General features: G+C 66.9%; 33 protein-coding genes. 3 read left to right on the forward strand and 30 right to left on the reverse strand.

Annotation, left to right across the window (positions count from 1 at the left end; all coding sequences use genetic code 11):
• Positions 1-20: 20 nt before the first annotated feature.
• The 3 genes from SYV04_RS29900 to SYV04_RS29910 are packed head-to-tail and all read right to left on the reverse strand — an operon-like array spanning position 21 to position 3,562.
• Positions 21-1,733: a sigma 54-interacting transcriptional regulator gene (locus tag SYV04_RS29900; protein WP_321549371.1), complete on the reverse strand. Its 1,713-nt coding sequence runs from the start codon at positions 1,731-1,733 to the stop codon at positions 21-23.
• Positions 1,734-1,775: 42 nt separating this feature from the next.
• On the reverse strand, positions 1,776-2,951 hold the full coding sequence (locus SYV04_RS29905) for a hypothetical protein (RefSeq protein WP_321549372.1): 1,176 nt from the start codon (positions 2,949-2,951) through the stop codon (positions 1,776-1,778).
• Entirely contained in the window at positions 2,948-3,562 is a 615-nt protein-coding gene (locus SYV04_RS29910) for a deoxynucleoside kinase (RefSeq protein ID WP_321549373.1), read from the reverse strand. The genes SYV04_RS29905 and SYV04_RS29910 overlap by 4 nt, the downstream gene beginning before the upstream one ends.
• 139 nt (positions 3,563-3,701) lie before the next feature.
• On the opposite strand from SYV04_RS29910, the gene SYV04_RS29915 reads away from it, so the two are divergent.
• The 3 genes from SYV04_RS29915 (at position 3,702) to SYV04_RS29925 (ending at position 6,563) form a co-directional block, all read left to right on the forward strand.
• Positions 3,702-4,496: a lysophospholipid acyltransferase family protein gene (locus SYV04_RS29915; protein WP_321549374.1), complete on the forward strand. Its 795-nt coding sequence runs from the start codon at positions 3,702-3,704 to the stop codon at positions 4,494-4,496.
• Between the two features lie 62 nt (positions 4,497-4,558).
• Complete coding sequence (locus SYV04_RS29920; protein ID WP_321549639.1) at positions 4,559-5,887, forward strand: tetratricopeptide repeat protein; 1,329 nt, start codon at positions 4,559-4,561, stop codon at positions 5,885-5,887.
• Positions 5,888-5,924: 37 nt separating this feature from the next.
• Positions 5,925-6,563 carry a hypothetical protein gene (locus SYV04_RS29925; RefSeq protein WP_321549375.1) on the forward strand — a complete coding sequence of 213 codons (639 nt, stop codon included), beginning with the start codon at positions 5,925-5,927 and terminating at the stop codon, positions 6,561-6,563.
• An 83-nt stretch (positions 6,564-6,646) separates the two neighbouring features.
• On the opposite strand, the gene rplQ is transcribed toward SYV04_RS29925, so the two are convergent.
• The 27 genes from rplQ to rplB all read right to left on the reverse strand — a co-directional run bounded on the left by rplQ (position 6,647) and on the right by rplB (position 21,931).
• Positions 6,647-7,069, reverse strand: a complete 423-nt coding sequence (gene rplQ, locus SYV04_RS29930) for a 50S ribosomal protein L17 (RefSeq protein ID WP_321549376.1) — start codon at positions 7,067-7,069, stop codon at positions 6,647-6,649.
• Positions 7,070-7,237: 168 nt separating this feature from the next.
• The gene (locus tag SYV04_RS29935) at positions 7,238-8,278 is read right to left on the reverse strand and encodes a DNA-directed RNA polymerase subunit alpha (RefSeq protein WP_321549377.1); all 1,041 of its coding nucleotides are present in this window, start codon (positions 8,276-8,278) and stop codon (positions 7,238-7,240) included.
• A 181-nt stretch (positions 8,279-8,459) separates the two neighbouring features.
• Positions 8,460-9,086, reverse strand: coding sequence for a 30S ribosomal protein S4 (gene rpsD, locus SYV04_RS29940; RefSeq protein ID WP_321549378.1), 627 nt, complete (start codon positions 9,084-9,086; stop codon positions 8,460-8,462).
• A gap of 60 nt (positions 9,087-9,146) precedes the next feature.
• Entirely contained in the window at positions 9,147-9,587 is a 441-nt protein-coding gene (gene rpsK / locus SYV04_RS29945; RefSeq protein WP_321549379.1) for a 30S ribosomal protein S11, read from the reverse strand.
• Between the two features lie 76 nt (positions 9,588-9,663).
• Positions 9,664-10,050, reverse strand: coding sequence for a 30S ribosomal protein S13 (rpsM, locus tag SYV04_RS29950; RefSeq protein WP_321549380.1), 387 nt, complete (start codon positions 10,048-10,050; stop codon positions 9,664-9,666).
• 51 nt (positions 10,051-10,101) lie between these two features.
• The gene (gene rpmJ / locus SYV04_RS29955) at positions 10,102-10,218 is read right to left on the reverse strand and encodes a 50S ribosomal protein L36 (RefSeq protein ID WP_002614755.1); all 117 of its coding nucleotides are present in this window, start codon (positions 10,216-10,218) and stop codon (positions 10,102-10,104) included.
• A 30-nt stretch (positions 10,219-10,248) separates the two neighbouring features.
• On the reverse strand, positions 10,249-10,467 hold the full coding sequence (gene infA, locus SYV04_RS29960) for a translation initiation factor IF-1 (RefSeq protein ID WP_002614803.1): 219 nt from the start codon (positions 10,465-10,467) through the stop codon (positions 10,249-10,251).
• A gap of 151 nt (positions 10,468-10,618) precedes the next feature.
• Entirely contained in the window at positions 10,619-11,377 is a 759-nt protein-coding gene (map, locus tag SYV04_RS29965; RefSeq protein ID WP_321549381.1) for a type I methionyl aminopeptidase, read from the reverse strand.
• Positions 11,378-11,466: 89 nt separating this feature from the next.
• Positions 11,467-12,114: an adenylate kinase gene (locus SYV04_RS29970; protein WP_321549382.1), complete on the reverse strand. Its 648-nt coding sequence runs from the start codon at positions 12,112-12,114 to the stop codon at positions 11,467-11,469.
• A gap of 87 nt (positions 12,115-12,201) precedes the next feature.
• Positions 12,202-13,548 carry a preprotein translocase subunit SecY gene (gene secY, locus SYV04_RS29975; protein WP_321549383.1) on the reverse strand — a complete coding sequence of 449 codons (1,347 nt, stop codon included), beginning with the start codon at positions 13,546-13,548 and terminating at the stop codon, positions 12,202-12,204.
• Positions 13,549-13,678: 130 nt separating this feature from the next.
• Positions 13,679-14,203: a 50S ribosomal protein L15 gene (gene rplO, locus SYV04_RS29980; protein ID WP_321549384.1), complete on the reverse strand. Its 525-nt coding sequence runs from the start codon at positions 14,201-14,203 to the stop codon at positions 13,679-13,681.
• A 51-nt stretch (positions 14,204-14,254) separates the two neighbouring features.
• Positions 14,255-14,515 carry a 50S ribosomal protein L30 gene (rpmD, locus tag SYV04_RS29985; protein WP_321549385.1) on the reverse strand — a complete coding sequence of 87 codons (261 nt, stop codon included), beginning with the start codon at positions 14,513-14,515 and terminating at the stop codon, positions 14,255-14,257.
• Positions 14,516-14,517: 2 nt separating this feature from the next.
• Positions 14,518-15,039 carry a 30S ribosomal protein S5 gene (gene rpsE / locus SYV04_RS29990; protein ID WP_321549386.1) on the reverse strand — a complete coding sequence of 174 codons (522 nt, stop codon included), beginning with the start codon at positions 15,037-15,039 and terminating at the stop codon, positions 14,518-14,520.
• Between the two features lie 23 nt (positions 15,040-15,062).
• On the reverse strand, positions 15,063-15,416 hold the full coding sequence (gene rplR, locus SYV04_RS29995) for a 50S ribosomal protein L18 (protein WP_321549387.1): 354 nt from the start codon (positions 15,414-15,416) through the stop codon (positions 15,063-15,065).
• Between the two features lie 104 nt (positions 15,417-15,520).
• A complete protein-coding gene (gene rplF / locus SYV04_RS30000) occupies positions 15,521-16,087 on the reverse strand; it encodes a 50S ribosomal protein L6 (RefSeq protein WP_321549388.1) in 567 nt (188 codons plus the stop codon).
• Between the two features lie 64 nt (positions 16,088-16,151).
• Complete coding sequence (gene rpsH, locus SYV04_RS30005; protein WP_321549389.1) at positions 16,152-16,550, reverse strand: 30S ribosomal protein S8; 399 nt, start codon at positions 16,548-16,550, stop codon at positions 16,152-16,154.
• A gap of 169 nt (positions 16,551-16,719) precedes the next feature.
• On the reverse strand, positions 16,720-16,905 hold the full coding sequence (locus tag SYV04_RS30010; protein ID WP_002614761.1) for a type Z 30S ribosomal protein S14: 186 nt from the start codon (positions 16,903-16,905) through the stop codon (positions 16,720-16,722).
• Between the two features lie 21 nt (positions 16,906-16,926).
• Entirely contained in the window at positions 16,927-17,583 is a 657-nt protein-coding gene (rplE, locus tag SYV04_RS30015) for a 50S ribosomal protein L5 (protein WP_321549390.1), read from the reverse strand.
• A gap of 174 nt (positions 17,584-17,757) precedes the next feature.
• Positions 17,758-18,087, reverse strand: a complete 330-nt coding sequence (gene rplX / locus SYV04_RS30020; protein WP_321549391.1) for a 50S ribosomal protein L24 — start codon at positions 18,085-18,087, stop codon at positions 17,758-17,760.
• Positions 18,088-18,132: 45 nt separating this feature from the next.
• Positions 18,133-18,501, reverse strand: coding sequence for a 50S ribosomal protein L14 (gene rplN / locus SYV04_RS30025; RefSeq protein WP_321549392.1), 369 nt, complete (start codon positions 18,499-18,501; stop codon positions 18,133-18,135).
• Positions 18,502-18,596: 95 nt separating this feature from the next.
• The gene (gene rpsQ, locus SYV04_RS30030) at positions 18,597-18,917 is read right to left on the reverse strand and encodes a 30S ribosomal protein S17 (protein ID WP_321549393.1); all 321 of its coding nucleotides are present in this window, start codon (positions 18,915-18,917) and stop codon (positions 18,597-18,599) included.
• A gap of 80 nt (positions 18,918-18,997) precedes the next feature.
• On the reverse strand, positions 18,998-19,207 hold the full coding sequence (gene rpmC / locus SYV04_RS30035) for a 50S ribosomal protein L29 (RefSeq protein WP_321549394.1): 210 nt from the start codon (positions 19,205-19,207) through the stop codon (positions 18,998-19,000).
• Between the two features lie 22 nt (positions 19,208-19,229).
• Positions 19,230-19,649 (reverse strand): 50S ribosomal protein L16, encoded by a 420-nt coding sequence (gene rplP, locus SYV04_RS30040; protein ID WP_321549395.1) that lies wholly within the window; start codon positions 19,647-19,649, stop codon positions 19,230-19,232.
• Positions 19,650-19,706: 57 nt separating this feature from the next.
• Positions 19,707-20,369: a 30S ribosomal protein S3 gene (gene rpsC, locus SYV04_RS30045; protein ID WP_224248879.1), complete on the reverse strand. Its 663-nt coding sequence runs from the start codon at positions 20,367-20,369 to the stop codon at positions 19,707-19,709.
• A 36-nt stretch (positions 20,370-20,405) separates the two neighbouring features.
• Entirely contained in the window at positions 20,406-20,750 is a 345-nt protein-coding gene (gene rplV / locus SYV04_RS30050; RefSeq protein WP_321549396.1) for a 50S ribosomal protein L22, read from the reverse strand.
• A gap of 23 nt (positions 20,751-20,773) precedes the next feature.
• A complete protein-coding gene (gene rpsS, locus SYV04_RS30055; RefSeq protein ID WP_224362278.1) occupies positions 20,774-21,061 on the reverse strand; it encodes a 30S ribosomal protein S19 in 288 nt (95 codons plus the stop codon).
• Positions 21,062-21,085: 24 nt separating this feature from the next.
• Positions 21,086-21,931 (reverse strand): 50S ribosomal protein L2, encoded by an 846-nt coding sequence (gene rplB / locus SYV04_RS30060; protein ID WP_321549397.1) that lies wholly within the window; start codon positions 21,929-21,931, stop codon positions 21,086-21,088.
• Positions 21,932-21,968: the final 37 nt, after the last annotated feature.

Below are 21,968 nucleotides of genomic sequence, written 5' to 3' on the forward strand. Positions count from 1 at the left end.
CCCCGAGGGCCCCGAGCGCCTCAGCCGCGCCGGGACTTCTCCACGGTGATGGCGTACTCGTCGATCTTCTTGTCCAGCGTGGGGCGGCTGATGCCCAGCCGCTCGGCGGCGCGGATCTTCTTGCCCCCGGTGGCCTGCAGGGCCTCGGTGATGGCGTCCCGCTCCAGGCGCTCCACGAGGTGTTGCAGGCTGCGGGGCTCCGAGGCGGCACTCCCCTCCTGGATCTCCGGAGGCAGCCGCAGCGCGTGGACCTCCTTGCCGGCGTACACCAGCGCCAGCCGCTCGCTCACCAGCTTCAGCTCGCGCACGTTGTGGGGCCAGTCGTAGTCCACCAGCAGACGCCGGGCCCCGGAGCTGAGCCCGGGAGGCGCCGAGCGGCTGAGCCGAGCCCCGCGCATGGCGAAGTGCTCGAAGAGGCCGAGCACATCCGCGCGCCGCTCGCGCAACGGGGGCACCTCGATCTCCAGCCCCGACAGGGCCGTGGCCAGCGCCGGGTCCACCTCGCCCTTGGCGGCCAGCAACTGCACCGCCGTGCCCGAGGTGGCGATGAGGCGCAGGTCCACCGGCTCCTCGCCTCCGTGCCGCGCGGAGGCCACCTTGCGCGCCAGCAACCGGGTCAACCGCTCCACCACGGTGCGTGAGAGCGCCTCCACGTGCTGGAGCAGCAGCGTGCCCCCGTCGGCGCGCAGCAGCGCCGAGGAGCGAGGCGGCTCGCCGGGAGCGCTGGCCCGACCGAAGAGGAGCTCCTCCACGACAGCGGGAGGCTGGCGGCAGTCCACGGCCACCAGGGGCCCGAGCGCCCGAGGCGAGCGCGAGTGGATGTAGTGGGCCAGCAGGCTCTTTCCGGCCCCCGGCTCTCCATAAATGACGACGGGCACGGTGCTGGCGGCCGCGCGCCGGGCCTGTTCGATCATGCGGCGCAAGGGCCGCGAGGAGCCCACCAGCGTCACCGGCGCGGGCGCCTGCTCCACCTCGACGCGCGAGCGCATGGCGGTATACGCCTCGCCGCCCATGCGCCCCAGCGCGGCCACGAGGCGGGCATCCAGGGCGGAGAAGAACGGCTGGGCGCGCTCCACATAGAGCAGGCCGAACGGCATGCCCCCGGAAGCCACCAGCGGGGTACACAGGGCGGTGGCGGAGGAGGCCACCTCCTTGAGATCCATGGCGAGGCTGGCCATGAAGCGCGGCACCTCGACGGAGGAGGCGCCGGACACCGCCGCGGTGAGCAGGCCGTCATGGCCGCCCAGCAGCGCCGCGGCGCGGTCCGCGTTCAGGGCATGCACGGCCTCATCCACCAACCGCCGCAGCACCATGGCCTCGCTGGTGGCGCCCAGCAGCGCCACCCCGGCCGAGAACAGGCCGGCCTCGGGCCCCACGTGCGGCAGCACCTCGGCGATGGGGATGTGGCTGGCATCCAGCGGCTCCGTCTCCGCCATGGTCGCCTGGATGGGCGGCTCGTAAACGGCGATCGTCTCCCCCACCTGGACCCGGTCACCGGGCAACAGCAGCGCCTCGCCCTCCACGCGCTCGCCATTGACGAGGGTGCCGTTGCGCGAGCCGAGATCGCTGAGCCATGCCTGACCCTGGCGCAGGAAGACGCGCGCGTGCCGACGCGACACCTTGTCGTCGTCGAGCTGGATCTCGCATGAGGGGCTGCGGCCGAGCGTGACCTCCGAGACCACCTCGAAGCGGCGGCCGGAGGAAGGCCCGGAGAGCAGCAGCAGGGCTGGCATGGAGGGCGGAGCCTAGCGCCCCACCCGCCCCGGGCAAGGCTCCTACATCGGCCTTTCGGCGATCAGCAGGGCGCGCATCTCCTCTTCGTCCAGGGTGCGCCCCTCGCGGCTGATGGCCAGCGCGTTGATGTGCTCCTCATCCACCTCCACGTGGGCGCTCTTGCGCCACTCGGTGGTGTGGACGGCGCCATCGACCAGCCGGCCGACGACGGTGCCCTCCTCCCAGGCCATGACCTCCAGCCAGAGGTTCTCCTCCACCGTCTGTCCCTCGGGGTGTGTCTCGAAGAGGGCGCGCACCAGGAAGGTGAGCGGCTCCATGAGCCCCTTGCGGTAGAAGCGGGCCTTGAAGGCGGGAAGCTGGGACTGGGCCTCGCGGCGCAGGGCCTCGGTGCGCTCCTCGGGCTCGGGGACGAAGCGCTCGCGGTAGGGGCGCAGGAGCTCCGCCGTGTTGTGCCGGCCCAGGGGGGATACGATGGAGAGGAACAGCGACTCGTGGCCCTCGAAGGTCTCCAGCGGCACACCCAGCAGGTTGATGCGGGCCTCCTCGGAGGGCACCAGCATGAACGTCTGGCCCTCGCTGGTGGCCACTTCCTGGCGCGACGGCGGCCCCTGGCCGAAGGCCATGTCCGTACACAGCTCGTGGAGGAACATCTCCGCGGCCAGCAGGTCATCCTCTCCCAGGTGGAAGATCTCCAGGTCCCGGCTGCCGAACTTCTCCATGCCGTGCGAATGCACCCACAGGGGGGTGTCGCCCTCGATGGCGGCCACGGCATGCAGGTTGACGTGGTCGCGGATGTCGAAGTCCAGCTCGACGATCTCCACCACGTCGGCCACGTCATGCAGCTTGTGGGCGGTGCGATCCAGCAGCACCCCCTGGGAGTGCTCCATCAGCTTGCGCACGCACCGCAGGGCCTCGGAGACGGGCACGGTGGGCTGCGGCCCCGAGCCCGGCACGATGGAGAGGCGATAGAAGCCGCTGGCGCGCTGCAGGAACTGCTGCGACTCCTCGCTGCCGGTGAGCAGGTTGAGATCGGCCGCCTCGGCGGGGCCCTCGTTGTCGAAGCGCACCTCGACCCGGACGCCCTCGGCCTCGAGGGCGAAGCCCTCCCCATCCTCGGCGGGCAGGAAGCTCATCTCGTCCAGCTCGAACAGCGGGCGCAGCTCGCCCAGCGGAATGGCGGACGAGGACTCGATGGCGAGGACGTAGACCTCCTTCACAGGTGCTTCTCGATCTGGCGGAAGAGGTCGACGCGGTCCACCAGGTTGGTGAGGTAATCCAACTTGTCGGTCCCCAATACGAGCACAGGCGACATCTTGTAGTGGGCGAACCACTCCTCATACAGGTTGTTGAGGCGCTTGAGGTAGGTGGTGGGGATGTCCTTCTCCATGACGCGTCCGCGCAGCCGGATACGCTCCTTCAGCGTCTGGACCGGGCAGCGCAGGTAGATCATCAGATCCGGGGGTGACAGCGCCTGGGAGATCGTCTCGTAGAGCTCCCGGTACGTCTGCCAGTCCCGCCGGTCGATGAAGCGCTGGCGGTGGAGGTTCTTGGCGAAGATCTCCGCATCCTCATAGATGGTGCGGTCCTGCAACACGGTGCCGCTGTGCTGCTCCATCTCGCGGTGGAGCCGGAACTTGTGGGTAAGGAAGAAGATCTGTGAGCGGAACGCCCACGTCTTCATGTCCTTGTAGAAGTCAGCGAGGTACGGGTTCTTGTCGTTCGGCTCGAAGTACGGCGTGAGGCCGTACTTGCGGCAGAGGAACGAGGTGAGCTCCGTCTTCCCGGCGCCGATGTTGCCCGCGACGGCGATGAACTTTTTCCTGGCCACGCCACCCCTGCTTGTATCCCCACCGGGCACCCAGTACCAGCGACAAAGGTGGGGGGCAGACATGCTACAACGCGCCGCATGCAACCGCCGCTCTCCGCCCACACGGCGGGTATGGCTGAACCACGCTTGAAGGCCCTGCATGCCCCGTAAACTCTTTTGCATGTTCATCGCGGGGGTGTGGACGGCAGTCCTCTTCCCGGTGAGCGCCCTGACCGCCCTGGTGCTTGGCGGAGATGCCTCCATTTGGGTCTGCCGCCGCCTCTGGTCGCCCGTGCTGTTGTGGGCCGGTGGCGCTCGCCTGGTGGTGCATGGCCAGGAGAACGTGGACCCCAAGCGCCCCACCATCTACGTCTCCAACCACCAGTCGACCCTGGACATCCCGGCGCACTTCGTCACGGTGCCGGCCAACTTCCGCTACGTGGCCAAGAGCCAGCTGGGGTGGGTGCCCTTCATCGGCTGGTACCTCTGGGTGGCGGGGCATGTCTTCGTCAACCGCTCCAACCGGACGGCCGCCATCGAGTCCTTGAAGGTAGCGGGCCAACGGATCCGCGGCGGCACGAGCATCTTCCTCTACCCCGAGGGCACCCGCTCTCCGGACGGGAGGATCCTCCCCTTCAAGAAGGGCCCCTTCGCCCTGGCCCTGGAGGCCCGCGTGCCCATCTGCCCCGTCACCATCGAGGGCACGGGCAGCATCATGCCGAAGAACTCCTGGAACATCGTCCCGGGCCCGGTGCATGTGAAGATCGGCAAGCCCATCGACACCACGGGCTTCGCGGCGAATGACCGGGAGGGGCTGGCCCGCACCGTCCGTCAGGCGATCATCCAGCAGAGCCTGGAACTCGGCGGCAAGGGCGGAGATGTTGAGGACGCCATCGCCGCCTCGGGTTACGAAGGAGTTGGCCGTCCGCCCCCTTCCGACTCGAAGCCCTCGTGACCGTGACCGTGAAGACCGCTCCCCGCCGCGCCCGCTCCTTCCGTCGTTGGGCTCCCGCCGCCATGCTCGGCCTGGGCCTGCTCACCGGCTGCAAGCATGGCTCTTCCCAGGAGCGCGCCCTGGGCCCGCAGGATCAGGCCCGCGTCTACCTGGAGCAGAACCAGCCGACCAAGGCCCTGCCGCTGCTCGAGGAGCTGCACGCCAACGCCCCGGACGATCTCGGCGTGGCGCGAGCCCTGACGGAGGCCCAGGTCAAGGCGGGCCGCGCGGACGCATGGATCGCCGAGCTGCAGCGCCGCAACGGCCAGAACGAGCGAGCGGTGAACCACTACATGCTCGGGCTGGCCTACTTCTCGCGGGCCTCGGACGCGGGAGCGCCGGCAGTGGCCGCCTTCGAGCGGGCCATCGCCCTGTCGCCGCAGGAGCCGGAGTTCCACTACCGCCTGGGCATCGCGCACCTGGAGTCCGAGCAGTACACGGCGGCGCTGGCCCCGCTGCGCCGCGCCGCGGAGCTGGCCCCGGAGCGTGCTGGAATCCGCCTGCCGCTGGCCAAGGCCCTGCACCGCACCGGAGACAGCGCCGGCGCCGTGGAGGCCCTGAACGCGGTGGTGCGTGCCTCGCCGACGCCCGGGGAAGTGGCCACGGCCCGGGCGCTGATGAACCAGATCGCGGACCCCTTCGCGGCCTTCCCCAAGGCGGCCGAGGGCAAGCTGGAGGAAGGCATCCGCCTGCTCCAGGAGCTGGACATCCCCCAGCAGGCCATCGTCGCCTTCGAGGAGATCCTCCAGGACTACCCGGATCTGGCGGTGGTGCATGCGCTGTTGGGGCTGGCCTACCAGCGGCTGGACGACGCGGGCCGGGCGGTGGACGAGTTCAAGCAGGCCATCGAGCTGGCGCCCCGGGACGGCAAGAACCACTTCTACCTGGGCGAGCTGTACCTCTCGCGGCAGCGCGCGGATGCGGCGCGGGAGGCCTTCGCCAAGGCGGTGGCCTTCAACCCGCTGCTGGACGGGGCCTGGTTCCGACTGGGAGATCTGCAACTGGACCGCCGGGACCTGCCAGCCGCGCGCGAGGCGTTCCGCGTCCTGACGGGACTGCAGCCGGACTCGGTGCCGGCGCGGGGCAAGCTTGCGCTGGTGTACCAGCTCGAGGGCGACTACCCGGCCGCCGAGCGCGAGCTGCGGCGTGTGGTCGAAAAAGACCCGGAGAACGTGGAGTTCACCCTGCGCCTGGGGCTGCTCTTCACGGAGCGGGCGCTCCAGGCGCGGCGGCCGGAGGACCGGCGCACGGCGAGCGAGGAGGCGGAGAAGTGGCTGCAGAAGGTCCTGGAGGCCCAACCGGACAACGCGATGGCCTCGCGGGCGCTGCAACAACTCAAGGCGCAGGAGTAGCCACGGACGGGCGAGGGCTTCTACACTTCGGGGTCCGATGAGCGACGGTCGCAAGGTGCCTGAACGCAGCGCTCCGCAGCAACAACAGCCGCAGCGCACGGTGACGAACCCGAACGCACGGGCGATCAGCGCCGCGCGTCCGGCCGCGGCGTCTGCCGAGAAGAAGGGCTCCGAGAAGCAGGTGAGCCAGCGCCTGAAGTCCGAGGCCTCCAACGTGTTCCTCAACGCCCTCTCCATCATCAAGGAGAAGGTTCAGGAGCTCCGGGAGCAGGACAACTTCTTCAAGTACAAGGCGGGGATCATCGGCGGCTGGGCGCTGGTGTCCGTACTGAGCATCGTCATCGCCTGCCCGGGCCAGGGCATCGAAACGACGGCGCTGGGCGCGCGCGTCACGCTGCTTCCGAACGCGGACAAGCCCACGGCGAACCCGAGCCTCACGGTGACGAACACGGACACGGAGCCGTGGGAGAACGTCGTCTTCGTGGTGAACGGCAAGTACAGCACCCGGACGATCCCGAAGATCGACGCCGGGAGCATCTTCACGGTGACGCCGCGGCTGCTGGCGAACAACGCCGGAACGCCCATGCCCCCGGACGAGCGCTTCTACCAGGCGGAGATGCGCACCGACGACGGCAAGGCGGAGCTGGTGCGCGAAGGCCAGCCGCTGACGCAGTAGCGCGCGGGGCTCCTGGAAAGCACGAGAGCGCCCCTCCTGGGTAGGAAGGGCGCTCCCATGCAGCTTCAGCCTGGGGCCGAGAGCTACTCGGTCTTGGCCTCGGCCTGCTCCGCCTGAGCCTCGCCACCCTCGGTGGCCGCCGGCTTCGCCGGACGATCCACCAGCTCGAGCAGGGCCATCTCCGCGGCGTCGCCCCGGCGGAAGCCGAGCTTGACGATGCGGGTATAGCCGCCCTTGCGGTTGGCGTAGCGGTCCTTGTACTCGCTGAACACCTTCTGGAGGACGTTCTTGTCCTTCACGATCCGCGCCGCGAGGCGGACGTTGGCCAGGCCACCACGCTTACCGAGCGTGATGATCCGCTCCGCCATCTTCCGGGCCTCCTTGGCCTTGGGGACGGTGGTGCGGATGGCCTGGTGCTCGAGCAGCGAGGTGACCATGTTGTTCAGCATGGCGAGCCGGTGGCTCGTAGTGCGGTGCAGCTTCCTCTGTCCAACCTTGTGACGCATGGGTGCGACTCCGGAGCCTCTCGGCTCCACCACTCCGGCCGTATCAGGTACCGGGTGGGAAGGGCGTGCCCGACACGGGACTCGCCATTGCCAATGGGCCTTGTGGGCCCCCTCCCCTCGCGCCGCGTGAAGCCGTGTCGCGGCGCGAAAGGAGGTCCTACGGAAGCACTAGGCCTTGGGAGCGGCGCTCGCGGCGGGAGGCGCGGCGGGCAGCGGCTGCTTCGGGGGCCAGTTCTCCAGCTTCATGCCGAGCGACAGGCCCATCTCCGCGAGGATCTCCTTGATCTCCTTCAGAGACTTGCGGCCGAAGTTCTTGGTCTTGAGCATCTCGGCCTCGGTGCGCTGCACCAGGTCGCCGATGGTCTTGATGTTGGCCTGCTGCAGGCAGTTGGCCGAGCGAACCGAGAGCTCCAGCTCATCCACCGAGCGGAAGAGGTTCTCGTTGAGCTTGGCCTCCTCCTTCGGGGCCTCGGCCACCACGGGCTCCTCGGTCTCGTCGAAGTTCACGAAGACCGTGAGCTGCTCCTTGATGATCTTCGCCGCGTAGGCCACCGCGTCCTGCGGGGTGACCGAGCCGTCCGTCCAGACTTCCAGCGTCAGCTTGTCGTAGTCCGTGACCTGACCGACGCGGGCGTTGGTGACCTGGTAGTTCACCTTGCGGATGGGGGCGAACAGCGAGTCGATGGGGATGGTGCCGATGGGGGCGCCCGCCACCTTGTTGACGCTGGCCGGCACGTAGCCACGGCCACGGCGGCAGGTCAGCTCCAGGCGAACCTTGCCACCCTCGGACACGGTGCAGATGTGGTGACCGGGGTTGAGGATCTCGACGTCCTGGTCCGCGATGATGTCGCCGGCCTTCACTTCCTTGGGGCCCTCGACCTCGATGCGCAGCGTCTTCGTCTCGTTCGTGTGCATCCGAAGGAGGACTTCCTTCAGGTTCAGCACGATGTCGGTGACGTCCTCGGCGACCTCGGGGATGGTGGTGAACTCGTGGTCCACGCCCTCGATCTTCACCGAGGTGATGGCCGAGCCCTGCAGGCTCGACAGGAGCACGCGGCGCAGCGAGTTGCCCAGCGTGGTGCCGAAGCCGCGCTCCAGGGGCTCGGCGACGAACTTGCCGTAGGTGGTAGTGAGGGAGTCCTGATCGACTTCCAGCCGGCGCGGCTTGATGAGGTCGCGCCAGTTCTTCGCGATGAACGTATCAGCCATGGTGTTGCTCCTCGGAGCGTGGGCCACCACCGACTTACCCACCAGATGGCGGGAGGGTGGACACGCGGGGGTACCACACTAACGCCCGCCGCCTGAGGCGGCAGACAGAAGCACGACGCCCCGGCGGTGACCGCCAGGGCGCGTGAACCTTGAAAAGAGGGCCTTGCGCAGGCCCGGCCGGCTACTTGGAGTAGAGCTCCACGATGAGCTGCTCCTGGATCGGCATGGTCAGGTCTTCGCGGTTCGGCGCCGTCTTCACGGTGCCCTTGAAGGCCTTCTTGTCCAGGTCGATCCACTGCGGCACGCCACGGCGGTCCACGGTCTCCAGCGCCTCGGAGATGCGCAGCACCTTGCGGCTCTTCTCCGCCACCTCGACGGCGCTGCCCGGCTTCACCGCGAACGAGGGGATGTTCACCCGCTTGCCGTTCACCGTGAAGTGGCCGTGACGCACCAGCTGGCGCGCCTCGTTGCGCGTGTCCGCGAAGCCCATGCGGAACACCACGTTGTCCAGGCGCAGCTCGAGTTGCTGCAGGAGGTTCTCACCCGTCTTGCCCTTGGCCGCGGACGCGCGGTGGTAGTACCCGCGGAACTGGCTCTCGAGCAGGCCGTACATGCGCTTGACCTTCTGCTTCTCGCGCAACTGCACGCCGTAGCCGGAGAACTTCACCCGGCCCTGGCCGTGCTGGCCGGGGGGATACGGGCGCCGCTCGATCGCACACTTGTCGGTGTAGCAGCGGTCACCCTTCAGGTACATCTTCAGGTTCTCGCGCCGGCAGATACGGCAGGCGCTCGCGGTGTAACGGGCCACGAACTTCTCCTTCGAAAGGTGGTCTGGGGCCGCCCCGTCAGGAGCGGCCCGGATGGGGAATTAGACGCGGCGGCGCTTGGGCTGACGGCAGCCGTTGTGCGGGATGGGCGTCACGTCGCGGATGAGGTTGATCTTCAGGCCCGCGGCGGCCAGGGCGCGCAGCGCGGACTCGCGGCCAGCGCCAGGACCCTTCACCAGCACCGTCACGTTCTTCAGGCCGTGCTCCATCGCCTTGGCGGCCGCGTCACCCGCCGCCACCTGGGCAGCGAACGGCGTCGACTTGCGGCTGCCCTTGAAGCCACGGGCGCCGGCGGAGGACCAGGAGATCACGTTCCCGGACACGTCCGTGATCGTGATGATGGTGTTGTTGAACGTGGACTGGATGTGGACCACGCCGTTGAGGATGTTCTTCTTGCCCTTGCGCTTGGCCTTCTTCGCCGCAGCCGTCTCACCACCCTCGGTGGCGGGCGCGGCGGCAGAGGTATTGACTTCGTCAGCCATGGAATTCGCTGCTCCTCAGCAGTAGATGATCGACGCCGGAGCCTGGGGGCGCCGGCGCAGGTAGTGGGGGGAAGGGTTAGCGACCCGCCGGAGCGGCCGGCTTGGCGCGAACGATGCCACGCTTGGGACCCTTGCGGGTGCGCGCGTTGGTGTGGGTGCGCTGGCCGCGAACGGGCAGGCCCTTGCGGTGACGCAGGCCGCGGTAGCAGCCCAGGTCCATCAGGCGCTTGATGTTCATCGTCACCTCGCGGCGCAGATCACCTTCGACCTTGAGGTTGGCCTCGATGTAGTCGCGGATCTTGCGGGCCTGATCGTCGGTCAGGTCCTTGGTGCGGGTGGTGAGTTCAATCCCCGCCGCAGCACAGATTTCATGGGCGGTCTTGTTGCCGATCCCGTAGATGTACTGGAGCGAGATCACCGCGCGCTTGGCAGGCGGGAGATCGACACCGGCGATACGAGCCATCGTTCGTCTTTCCTTCTGGGTGGAGTTGGTCTGGAGCTAACAGCCTGGCTGTTAGCCCTGGCGCTGCTTGTGCCGGGGGTTCGACGCGCAGATCACGCGGACGATGCCCTTGCGGCGAATCACCTTGCACTTGTCGCAGATCTTCTTAACGGACGCCCGAACCTTCATGGCGCTACTTCCTTCCTGATTAAAGAAAAGCTACTTCGCCCGGTAGGTGATCCGTCCGCGGGTCAGATCGTAGGGCGACAGCTCGACCTTGACCTTGTCCCCCGGCAGGATGCGGATGAAGTGCATCCGCATCTTCCCGGAGATGTGCGCGAGCACCTTGTGGCCATTATCGAGCACCACTCGGAACATCGCGTTGGGCAGGGGCTCCATCACCGTCCCCTCGACTTCGATGGAATCATCCTTCGGCAATCGAAAACCCTCTTCCGGACCACCAATAAACTCTTGGAAGCGCGGCGGGATAGCACTTTGGTCCCGAAGTGGCAAGTACCACCGCGATCAAACTCCGAACTTCTAGCAACGCGTCAATATAACAACGTATTTCACCCTGCGTCAGAACCCTTCAGGCCCTGCGGGTGAGCACCTCGGGTCCCCCCTCCGTCACGAGGATGGTGTGCTCGAAGTGCGCGGAAAGCTTGTGGTCCAGCGTCACCGCCGTCCAGTCATCGTCTAACAGGGCGACCTCATGGGTTCCCAAGTTGACCATGGGCTCGACCGCCAGGACCATACCCGGGCGGAGCTTCATGCCCTGGCCCGGCGGGCCGTAGTTGTTCACCTCGGGCTTCTCGTGGAGTTTGCGACCGATGCCGTGCCCCGAGAAGTCGCGCACCACGGAGTAGCCACGCGCCTCCACGTAGCTCTGCACCGCGTGGCCGATGTCCCCTACCCGATTGCCCGGCACCATGGCGGCGATGCCCTTCTGGAGCGCCTCGCGGGTGGCATCCACCAAGGCCTGGGCCTCGCGGCTCACCTTGCCCACCGGCACCGTGCGCGCCGAGTCCCCGAAGAAGCCCCGGTACACCACGCCGAAGTCGAGCTTCATCAGGTCGCCGGAGACCAGCTTCTTCCGCTTGGAGGGGATGCCATGCACCACCTCGTCATTGACAGAGGCGCACAGGCAGCACGGGAAGCCGAGGTAGCCCTTGAACGCCGGCTTGGCGCCCTTCTGATAGATGAGCTTCTCGGCCAGGGCGTCCAGCTCCCAGGTGGTGACGCCTGGGGCGACGGCCTTCTCGAGCTCATCGAGGATCTCACACACGATCCGCCCCGCCTCACGCATGAGGGCGATCTCGTCCTTGCTCTTGATCTCGACCTGGCTCATGTGCGTCCGTGTAGCGGGTTCGTGGAAGAACCCATGAGCGGGGGGACATCACTCCATCCGCGACGCCCCCCTGCCCGCCTGCTGTCCGATCAGGACTTGCCGAGCGCCGACTTGATCTCGGCGTAGATGCCCTCGGGCGAGCCCACTCCGTCAATGGACTTCAGGATGCCCTTCTTGGCGTAGAAGTCCTTCAGCGGCGACGTCTCCGCGTCGTACTTCTTCAGCCGCTTCTCGATGACCTCGGGGTGGTCATCGTCGCGCTGGATGAGCCCGGCGCCGCACTTGTCGCAGTACCCGGCCTGCTTCGGGGGGTTCTGGTAGACGTGGTACACGGAGCCATCAGCCGGGCACGTGCGCCGCCCCGAGCCGCGCTCGATGAGCTTGGCGTGCGGCACCTCGAGCGAGACGACGGCGTCGAGCTTCTTGCCGTTCTTGGCCAGCATCCGATCCAGCGCATCCGCCTGGGGCGGAGTGCGCGGGAAGCCGTCCAGCACGAAGCCCTTGGCGCAGTCCGGCTGCTTGAGCCGCTCCTCGACGATGCCGATGACGATGTCATCCGGCACGTAGGCGCCCGCCGCCATCAGCGGCCCGGCGATCTTCCCCAGCTCCGTCCCCTCCTTCACCGCCTTGCGGAGGATGTCACCGGTGGAGATCTGCGGGATCTGGAAGTCCGCATACAGGTTCTTGGCCTGGGTGCCCTTCCCCGCGTTTGGCGGGCCCAACAGGATCAGGTTCATGTGCCCCTCTAGCTCCTCACGGCCCCTGAACGACAAGGCGCCCCTCCCCGACTCTGGAGAGAGGCGCCCGTGGAAAGAAATGACGGCTTAGGCAGCCACGCGCGTCCGGCCGCGGATGCGAGGACCGCGGGGACCCGCGAAGCCCTCGTAGTTACGGCTGATGAGGTGACCCTCGACCTGCTGCACCGTATCCAGCGCCACGCCCACGACGATCAGCAGCGCGGTGCCGCCGAACTGGAAGGGCACCTTGAGCCAGGTGGTCAGAATGGTGGGGATGACGCAGATGGTGGCCAGGTAGATGGCGCCACCGAAGGTGATGCGGTTGAGCACCCGCTCGATGAAGTCGGCCGTCTGCCGGCCCGGACGGATGCCGGGGATGTAGCCGCCCTGCTTCTTGATGTTGTCGGCCACATCATCCGGCCGGAACGTGAGCGCCGTGTAGAAGTAGGCGAAGAAGATGACCAGCAGGACGAACAGCCCGTTGTAGAGCCACGGGTTGCCCTCGAGCGCCTGGCGGAACGTCTGCAGGAACGGGAACCAGGTGCCCAGCGTGGCCGGGAACGACAGCAGCGCGCCGGCGAAGATGGGAGGAATCACGCCCGAGGTGTTCACCTTCATCGGGAAGTAGGTGGCCTGGCCCGCGAACATCCGCCGCCCCGCCATCCGCTTGGCGTACTGCACGGGGATGCGCCGCATGCCGCGCTCCACGTAGACGACCACCCCGATGATGAACAGCATGAAGAAGGCCAGGCCCACCACGGCCGCGGACTCGATGGCGCCCTGCGCCGTCATGTCCATCAGCGTCTTGCCCGCCGGCAGCACGCCCGCGACGATGCCCGCGAAGATGATGAGCGAGATGCCGTTGCCGATGCCGCGCTCGGTGATGCGCTCGCCCAGCCACATGATGAAGGCGGTGCCCGCCGTGAGGCTGATCACCGTCATGAAGGTGAACCAGGCGCTGTCATCCGGAACGACGATCTGGTTGAAGCCGCTCTGGCCCCCGTCGGTGCGGCCCAGCGAGGCCAGCCAGCGGGAGATGCCGATGCCCTGGATGATGGACAGGACGATCGTGCCGTAGCGGGTGTACTGGTTGATCTTCTGCCGCCCGCCGGCGCCCTCCTTCTGGAGGCGCTCGAGGCTGGGCACCACCACCGCCAACAGCTGCATGATGATGGAGGCGGAGACGTACGGCATGATGCCCAGACCGAAGATGGACATCTGCTCCAGGGCGCCGCCGGAGAAGAGGTTGAACAGCGACACGAGGCCGCCCGATTGCTTCTGGGCGTCCATGAACGCGTTCATCGCCGCGCGATCGACGCCGGGCGTGTTGATGAAGATGCCGATGCGGTAGACCGCCAGCAGCACCAGCGTGTACGCGAGCCGGCTGCGCAGCTCCGCGATACGGAAGACGTTGGCGAAGGCATTCAGAGCCACGTGGGAGCCATCCCCTTCAAAAAAGAACGGACAGAACGACAGCGCCCCTCGGTCCAGGACGGAGAGGGGCGCGTGAGCCTACACAAGCGAAAAGGCGCGCACCACTTGCAAGTGACGCGCGCCTCGCATGCTAGGCTTGCTTGGGAGCCTTGACGCCCTTGCCTGAGTGCGCCTTGGCGGCCGCCTCCGGCTTGTGCGCCACCAGCGGAAGCTCCTCCACCGCGCCGCCCGCCTGCTGGATGGCCTCGCGGGCCTTGCCAGACAGCTTATGCACGCGGACCGTGAGCTTCTTGGTCAGCGAGCCCTGGCCCAGCACCTTCACGCCGTCATAGCGGCCCTTGGCCAGCCCGGCGCTCTTGAGCGAGGCCGCGTCCACCGTGGCGCCCGCGTCGAAGTGGTTCTCCAGGTCCGCCAGATTCACCACCGCGTAGATGGTGCGGTTGGGGGAGATGAAGCCGAACTTCGGCAGCCGGCGCTGCAGCGGGCTCTGACCGCCCTCGAAGCCCTCGAACCGCATGTTGCCGGAACGAGCCTTCTGGCCCTTGCCACCGCGGCCGGCCGTCTTGCCCAGGCCGCTGCCCTGGCCACGACCGACGCGCTTCTTGCGGTGCCACGAGTTGTGGGGCCGCTTCAGGTTGTTGAGAGTCGTCGACATCTTGGAATCCTCACGCGCGAAAGGCCCCCTTCGGGACCCCGCGGAACGGGTCTAGCCCTGCGCTGCCTTGGCGCGCGCCCGGTCCCGGGCGACGATCTTGCGCGGCTTGCGACGCTTGGGCGCGGGGGCCTCCTGCTGCACCACCTCGCTGGAGACCAGATGCTTCACCTTGAACACCAGGCCCCGGTTGGACGGGGTGTCCTTCACGAGCCGCTCGTCCCCGAACTTCTTCAGGCCGAGACCGCGAATGGTGTCCAGCATTTCCTTGGAAGAGCCCGCAGAGCTCTTCACCAGCTTGACCTTGAGCGCCATGACTAGCCCCTCGCCTCTCCGGCCAGCTTCGCCGACTCGACGTCCTTGCCACGCAGCCGGGAGATCTGCTCGGCCGAGCGCAGCCGCTTCAGGCCCGCGACCGTGGCCTTCAGCACGTTGTGCGGGTTCCTCGAGCCCTGGCTCTTGGTCAGGATGTTGCGGATGCCCGCCGCCTCGAGGACCGCGCGCACCGCGCCACCGGCGATGACGCCCGTACCCTGGCTGGCGGGCTTGAGCAGCACCCACCCGGCGCCGAAGTGCCCCAGCACCTCGTGCGGAATCGTGTGCCCCATCAGCGGCACGCGGAAGAGGTTCTTCTTGGCGTTCTCGCCACCCTTGCGGATGGCCTCGGGGACCTCGTTGGCCTTGCCCAGGCCCACGCCCACGTGGCCGTTGCCGTCGCCCACCACCACCAAGGCGGCGAACGAGAACCGGCGGCCACCCTTCACCACCTTGGCCACGCGGTTGATGTTCACCACGCGGTCGGTGAGGTCCAGGTCGTTCGGATTGATCGGAGTTGCCACTTGGAAAGCTTCCTTTCGAAAATCTAGAACTTCAGCCCGGCCTCGCGCGCGGCGTCAGCCACAGCGGCGATGCGCCCCTGGTACGGGAAGCCGTTGCGGTCGAACACCACCGCCTCGACATTGGCCGCCTTGCACTTCTCGGCGATGAGCTTGCCCACGCGCTTGGCGTCGGCCTTCTTGTCACCCTCGTCCTGGCCCTTGAGCTCCTTGGACAGGGAGGAGGCATACGCCATTGTCCGGCCGGTGGAGTCATCCACCACCTGGGCGTAGATGTGCTTGAGGCTCTTGTAGACCGTGAGCCGCGGGCGCTCGGTGGTACCCGAGAGCTTCTTGCGGATGCGGTTCTTCCTCTTGATGCGCGCTTCGACCATTGCCATGGCTGCTTCCTTTTCCGTCCGGCGGTGATGCGGCCTTCCACCGCCGGATGAGCGCGGGCTCCCATCGGAACCCGCGGGGTTGAACGTTCAGGGCCTCCGGACGACTAAGTCGTACCGGTCTTGCCCTCCTTACGACGAACCTTCTCCTCCGCGTACTTGATGCCCTTGCCCTTGTACGGCTCGGGCGGGCGCAGCGCGCGGATCTTCACCGCGGCGGCCCCGAGGGCCTCCTTGTCCGCGGAGCGCAGGGTGAGCCCCACCGTGGGCAGGCTCTCCTCGGTGCGCGCGGCCTTGTCCACCTCGGCCGTCACGCCCTCGGGCAGGTTGAACACCACCGGGTGCGAGTAACCCAGCGCGAACTGGATCGCCTTGCCCTTGACCTCGGCGCGGAAACCGACGCCGCGGATGTCCAAGCGACGCTCGAAGCCCGTGCTCACGCCCTTGGCGGCATTCGCCAGGATGGTGCGCGCCAGGCCGTGGAGGCTGCGCGCCTCGCGCGAGTCATCCTCACGGGTGACGATGACGTTGCCGTCCTTGACCTCCACCTTCACCTTGGCGGGGAGGTTGACGGACAGCTTGCCCTTGGGGCCTTCGAAGTTGACCTTGCCGCCGGCGATGGTCGCCTTCGACTTGTCGCCCAGCTTGATCGGCAGTTTTCCAATGCGACTCATGATGGCCTCGTACGGTCTGCCCGGCACGCGTCCCCTGCTCGGGGTCGCGGCGCCAGGTCAATGGCTAGTAGACGGTGCAGAGCAGCTCGCCGCCGATGTTCTGCTTGCGAGCCTCGGTGTCCGACATGATGCCCTTGGACGTGGAGAGCACGGAGATACCCATGCCACCCAGCACGCGGGGGATGTCGCGCATCGGCACGTAGCGGCGCAGGCCCGGCTTGGACACGCGGCGGATGCCGGTGATGGCCGAGGTGCGATCCGGCCCGTACTTCAGCTGGACGGTGATCTCGCTCTGCGGCTGGCGCTCGTGAATGGTGTACTCCCCGATGTAACCCTCGTCCTTCAGGACGCGGATGATCTCGACCTTGAGCTTCGAGTGGGGAATGACAACCTTGTCGTGCCGCGCACGCGAGGCGTTGCGCAGGCGGGTCAGCATGTCGCCGACAGGATCATTGACCGGCATGGATGAAAACCTTCCGTGCGGGGACCTTGGAGGCACCCCGCTCTCTCGACCGCCGCGCCTGCCGGGCCCATCCCGGGGGTTCGCCGCGTTCGCACTGCTCTTGAAGCTTCGGCGCCTCGAAGGCACCAGGAGGCTCCGGGCCGCATAAGCCCCGAGCCCCCTGTTCCGGCTACCAGGACGACTTGGTGACGCCGGTGATCTCGCCGCGCAGCGCACGCAGGCGCAGACAGATGCGGCACATCTGGAACTTCCGCAGGAACGCGCGGGGGCGGCCGCAGAGCGGGCAGCGGTTGTACTTGCGCACTGAGAACTTCGGCTTGCGCTTCGCCTGGGCGATCTTGGAGAGCTTGGCCATGGAGCTAGTGGTCCTTGGAGGTTACTGGCGGAACGGCATGCCGAAGTGACGCATCAGCGCCAGCCCCTGCTCGTCATTCTGCGCGGTGGTGACGAAGCTGATGTTGAGCCCCTTCACCTTCTCAATCTGGTCGTAGTTGATTTCCGGGAAGATGATCTGCTCGCGGACACCGAGCGTGTAGTTACCCTTCCCGTCGAAAGCCTTGGGGGACACGCCCTTGAAGTCACGCACGCGCGGCAGCGCGACGGAGATGAGGCGGTCCAGGAACTCGTACATGCGGTCGCCGCGCAGCGTGACGGCGCAGCCGATGGCCTGGCCCTGGCGCAGCTTGAAGTTCGCGATCGACTTGCGAGCGCGCGTCACCACGGGCTTCTGGCCGGTGATGGCACCCAGCTGGTCAACCGCCGACTCCAGGATCTTGTTGTTGGCGAGCGCCTCGCCCAGACCCATGTTGACGACGATCTTCTCGAGCTTCGGCACCTGAAGGGGGTTCTTCAGGCTGAGCTCCTTCATCAGAGCAGGCACGCCCTCCTTGCGGAAGCGCAGCTTCAGGCGCGCCGGCTGCGCCTTGAGGCCCTCCTCGATGTTGGCCGCGAAGCCCGCCTTCTTGACGTCTTCCTTCTTGCGGCCCTTCTTTTCCTTCTTTTCCTTCTGCTCTGCCTTCTTCTCTTCAGCCATGGTTTGGTCCTCTGCTTCGGAGCGCCGTCGTGGACCCAGCGGCCCCGATCAGTAAATCTGGAATCTCAAAAACACCGAGAGGGCCCCGTTACTTCGGGCCCCCGTGTATGCATGCCTGCTCGCCCCTGGCCCTGGGTGGCCAAAGGGCGCGCATACATGCCCCAACCCGACAGCCTAGTCAATCAGGGCGTCGCAGTTCTTGCAGAACCGCTTCTTGTCCTCGCCCTCGACCCGGATACCCACGCGGGTCGGCTTGTCGCACTTGGCGCACACCACCTGCACGTCGGACAGGTTGATGGTGCCCGCCTTCTCGATGATGCCGCCCTCGGGGTTCTGGGTGGTCTTGCGCATGTGGCGCTTGACCATCCGCAGGCCCTCGACGGTGACGCGACCCTTCTCCTGGTCGATGCGCAGCACCTTGCCGCGCTTGCTGGCCGGGGTCTTCTCCGAGCGCTCGGCGCCGGCGATGACCTGCACGGTGTCTCCAACCTTCAGCTTCTGCATGGGCTTCCTCTCTGGCTGGCTCGCCGGCCGGCCTGGTGTCCTGGACTACAGGACCTCGGGCGCGAGCGAGATGATCTTCATGAACTTGCGAGCGCGGAGCTCACGGGCCACCGGCCCGAAGATGCGCGTGCCGATGGGCTCCATGTCCTTGTTGATGAGGACGGCGGAGTTGCCATCGAACTTGATGTAGCTGCCGTCAGCCCGACCCACCTCGGTCTTGGTGCGAACGATGACGGCCTTGGCCACGTCACCCTTCTTCACCTTCGAGTTGGGCAGCGCCTCGCGGATCGACACGACGATCACGTCGCCGATCGACGCGTACTTGCGCTTCGAGCCGCCGAGCACCTTGATGCAGAACACCTTCTTGGCGCCCGAGTTATCAGCCACGTCGAGCACGCTCGTCATCTGAATCATCTGGAAGTCTCCTCTAAGGTCCTACGGCAGCCCCCGCCCGGTGAGGGCGGAGCCGCGCGGCTCGAGCCGCCCGCGCTGTCCGCGGGCAACGTGGCTCAGACGTTCTTGCTCTTCTCAATCACCTCGACCACCCGCCACCGCTTGTCCTTCGAGGTCGGCCGCGTCTCGGCGATGCGCACGCGGTCACCCTCGTTGATGGTGATCTTCTTCGGGTAGTCGTGATCCTCGACGTGCGCCTTGTACTTCTCGCGCATGCTCAGAATCTTGCCGTACTTGCTGTGAGCGGCACGGCGCTGGACGGTGACGATCACCGTCTTCTGCATCTTGTTCGAGGTGACGATCCCCACGCGCGTCTTGGGACGGCCGCGGGTGGAAGTCGCCGGGGGAGCGGAGGTGGTCTCGGTCGGTTCAGCCATCGTGAATCTCGCCTGTCAGTCAGTGTCTCCGGGGCAACCCGGTGACGGCGCCCTCCCCTGCCGGGAGGCGCCATCAAGCCTTACTTGGCCTTCTTCTCCGCCTGGGTCTTCTGGGTCAGGACGGTGAGGATGCGGGCCAGATCACGGCGGTGCTGGCTGCGCTCGGCCGCGCTCTTCAGATTGCCGGTCCGCAGGTTCAGCTGGTCCTGGAACAGCGTGCCGCGCAGCTCGTCCGCGCGCCGCTTCAGGTCCTCCGCCGACAAATCCTTCAATTCCTTTGCAGTCGCCATCTTGGTCTCCTCACGCGAGCGGCTAGATTGACAGCTCGCCGCGGGTAACGATCTTGGTGAGGACAGGCAGCTTGGCCTGCGCGAGCTTCAGCGCGCTGGTGGCCACCTCGGGCGTCATGCCCTCCATCTCGTAGAGGATGCGGCCCGGCTTCACCACGGCCACGTAGTACTCCACGCCTCCCTTACCGGTACCCATACGGGTCTCAGCGGGCTTCTTCGTGATGGGCTTGTCCGGGAAGATCCGAATCCAGATCTTGCCGCCGCGCTTCACGTGACGGGTCATCGCGATACGGGCCGCCTCGATCTGGCGGGAGGTGATCCACCCCGGCTGCAGGCTCATCAGGCCGTACTCACCGTAGGTGAGGTCGCTGCCACGGTGGGCCTGGCCGTGCATACGGCCCTTGTGCATCTTGCGGTACTTGGTACGAGCAGGCTGAAGCATCGTAGGTGTCCTTAAGTCCCCGGTGGGGCGCCCATAGGCGCCCCGGGGAGTTCAAAGCTAGCGGTTGGAGGGCATGGGGGCCTGGCCGCCCTTGCCCGGCAGAACCTCACCGCGGCAGATCCAGACCTTGCAGCCGATCTTGCCGTAGGTCGTCTTCGCCTCGGCGAAGCCGTAGTCGATGTCGGCGCGCAGGGTGTGCAGGGGCACGCGGCCCTCGCGGTACCACTCGTAGCGCGCCATCTCCGCGCCACCCAGGCGGCCCGAGCAGGCCACGCGGATGCCCTTGGCGCCGAACTTCATGGCCGTCTGCAGCGCCTTCTTCATGGCGCGGCGGAAGGCGATGCGGCGCTCGAGCTGGGTGGCGATGTTCTCGGCCACCAGCTGCGCGTCGGTCTCGGCCTTGCGGACCTCGACGATGTTGAGGAAGACCTCGTTCTTGGTGAACTGCTGCAGGTCCTTCTTCACCGTCTCGATGCCCGCGCCACGCTTGCCGATGACGATGCCCGGCCGCGCGGTGTGCACGTTGACCTTCACCTTGTTGGCCGCCCGCTCGATCTCCACCTTGGAGACGCCCGCGTGGTTGAGCGACTTCTTCACGAACTCGCGGATGCGGATGTCCTCATGCAGCCACTGAGCGTAGTTCTTGTGCTCGAACCACTTGGAGTCCCAGGTCTTGATGACCCCGAGGCGGAACCCGATCGGATGAACTTTCTGTCCCAACGTGCTTCTCCTTAAAGGTGAGTGAGCCCGGCGGGCTTACTTCTTGGCCTCGGCCAGCACCACGTGAACGTGGCTGCTCTTCTTGTTGATGCGGGTGGCCCGACCCATGGCGCGCGGCATGTACCGGCGCTGGGTGGGGGCCTGGTCCACGGAGATGGTCTTCACGTAGAGCGTGTCCACGTCGACCTGGCCCTTGGACTTGTCGGTCGCGTTGGCCACCGCGCTCTTGATGAGCTTGGCCACCGGAGCAGACGCCGCGCGGGGAGTGAACTTGAGGATGTTCAGGGCAGCCTCGACAGGCTTGCCTCGAACCAGCGCAGCCACCGTCGAGATCTTCCGAGGGGACATGCGGATGTAGCGCAGATGTGCAGTGGACTCCATCGTCATCTCCTGTGCGGTCCGGATTACTTACCGGGCGCCTTGGCGACCTTCTTCTCCGCCGAGTGCCCACCGAAGGTCCGCGTCGGCGCGAACTCGCCGAGCTTGTGACCGACCATGTTCTCCGTCACGAACACCGGGACGAACTTCTTCCCGTTGTGCACCGCGAAGGTGTGACCGACGAACTCCGGCAGGATGGTGGAGCGCCGCGACCACGTCTTCACGACCTTCTTCTGGTTCGTCTTGATCATGTCCTCCACCTTCTTGAGGAGGTGATCGTCGACGAACGGTCCCTTCTTAATCGAACGAGCCATGTATGAATCCTCGGTCTACAGCGCTTACTGGCTGCGCGGTCCCTGCCGGCGCGCGCTGACGATGAACTTGTCGGTCCGCTTGTTGGTGCGGGTGGTGAGACCCTTGGTCTTCTTGCCCCAAGGCGACACCGGGTGCGGGTTACCCTGACCGGACTTACCCTCACCACCACCGTGCGGGTGGTCGACAGGGTTCATGGCCAGACCGCGGACGGTGGGCCGGATGCCCAGCCAGCGGCTCTTACCCGCCTTGCCGACGCGGATGATCTCGTGCTCGATGTTGCCAATCTGGCCCACGGTGGCGCGGCACTCGATGAGCACCTTGCGCACCGCGCCCGAGGGCAGGCGCACCTGGGCGTAGCGGTCTTCCTTGGCCATCAGCTGACCGGAGGTGCCGGCCGAGCGGATGATCTGAGCGCCGCGACCCGGCTTCAGCTCCACGTTGTGGATGATCGTACCCACCGGGATGTTCTGCAGCGGCAGGCTGTTGCCCGGCCGGATGTCGGCGGTGGGGCCAGCGAACAGGGTGTCGCCCACCGTCAGGCCCACGGGGGCCAGGATGTAGCGCTTCTCGCCGTCCGCGTAGTGCAGCAGGGCGATGTTGGCGGTGCGGTTCGGGTCGTACTCGACGGAGGCGACCTTGGCCGGCACGCCGTCCTTGTCACGGCGCTTGAAGTCGATGATGCGGTAGCGACGCTTGTGACCACCACCCTGGTGACGACGGGTGATGTGACCGTGGACGTTGCGGCCTCCCGAGCGCTTGAGCGGCGCGGTGAGGCTCTTCTCCGGCGTGTCCTTGGTGATGTCCGCGAAGTCGGACACCGTCATCAGGCGGCGGGCGGCGGATGTCGGCTTGTACTTCTTGATGCCCATGGTGGTTTCCTCAGATCAGACGGCCAGCGCGATGCGC

This window comes from Hyalangium ruber, assembly GCF_034259325.1.
GTDB classification, from domain to species: Bacteria; Myxococcota; Myxococcia; order Myxococcales; family Myxococcaceae; genus Hyalangium_A; species Hyalangium_A rubrum.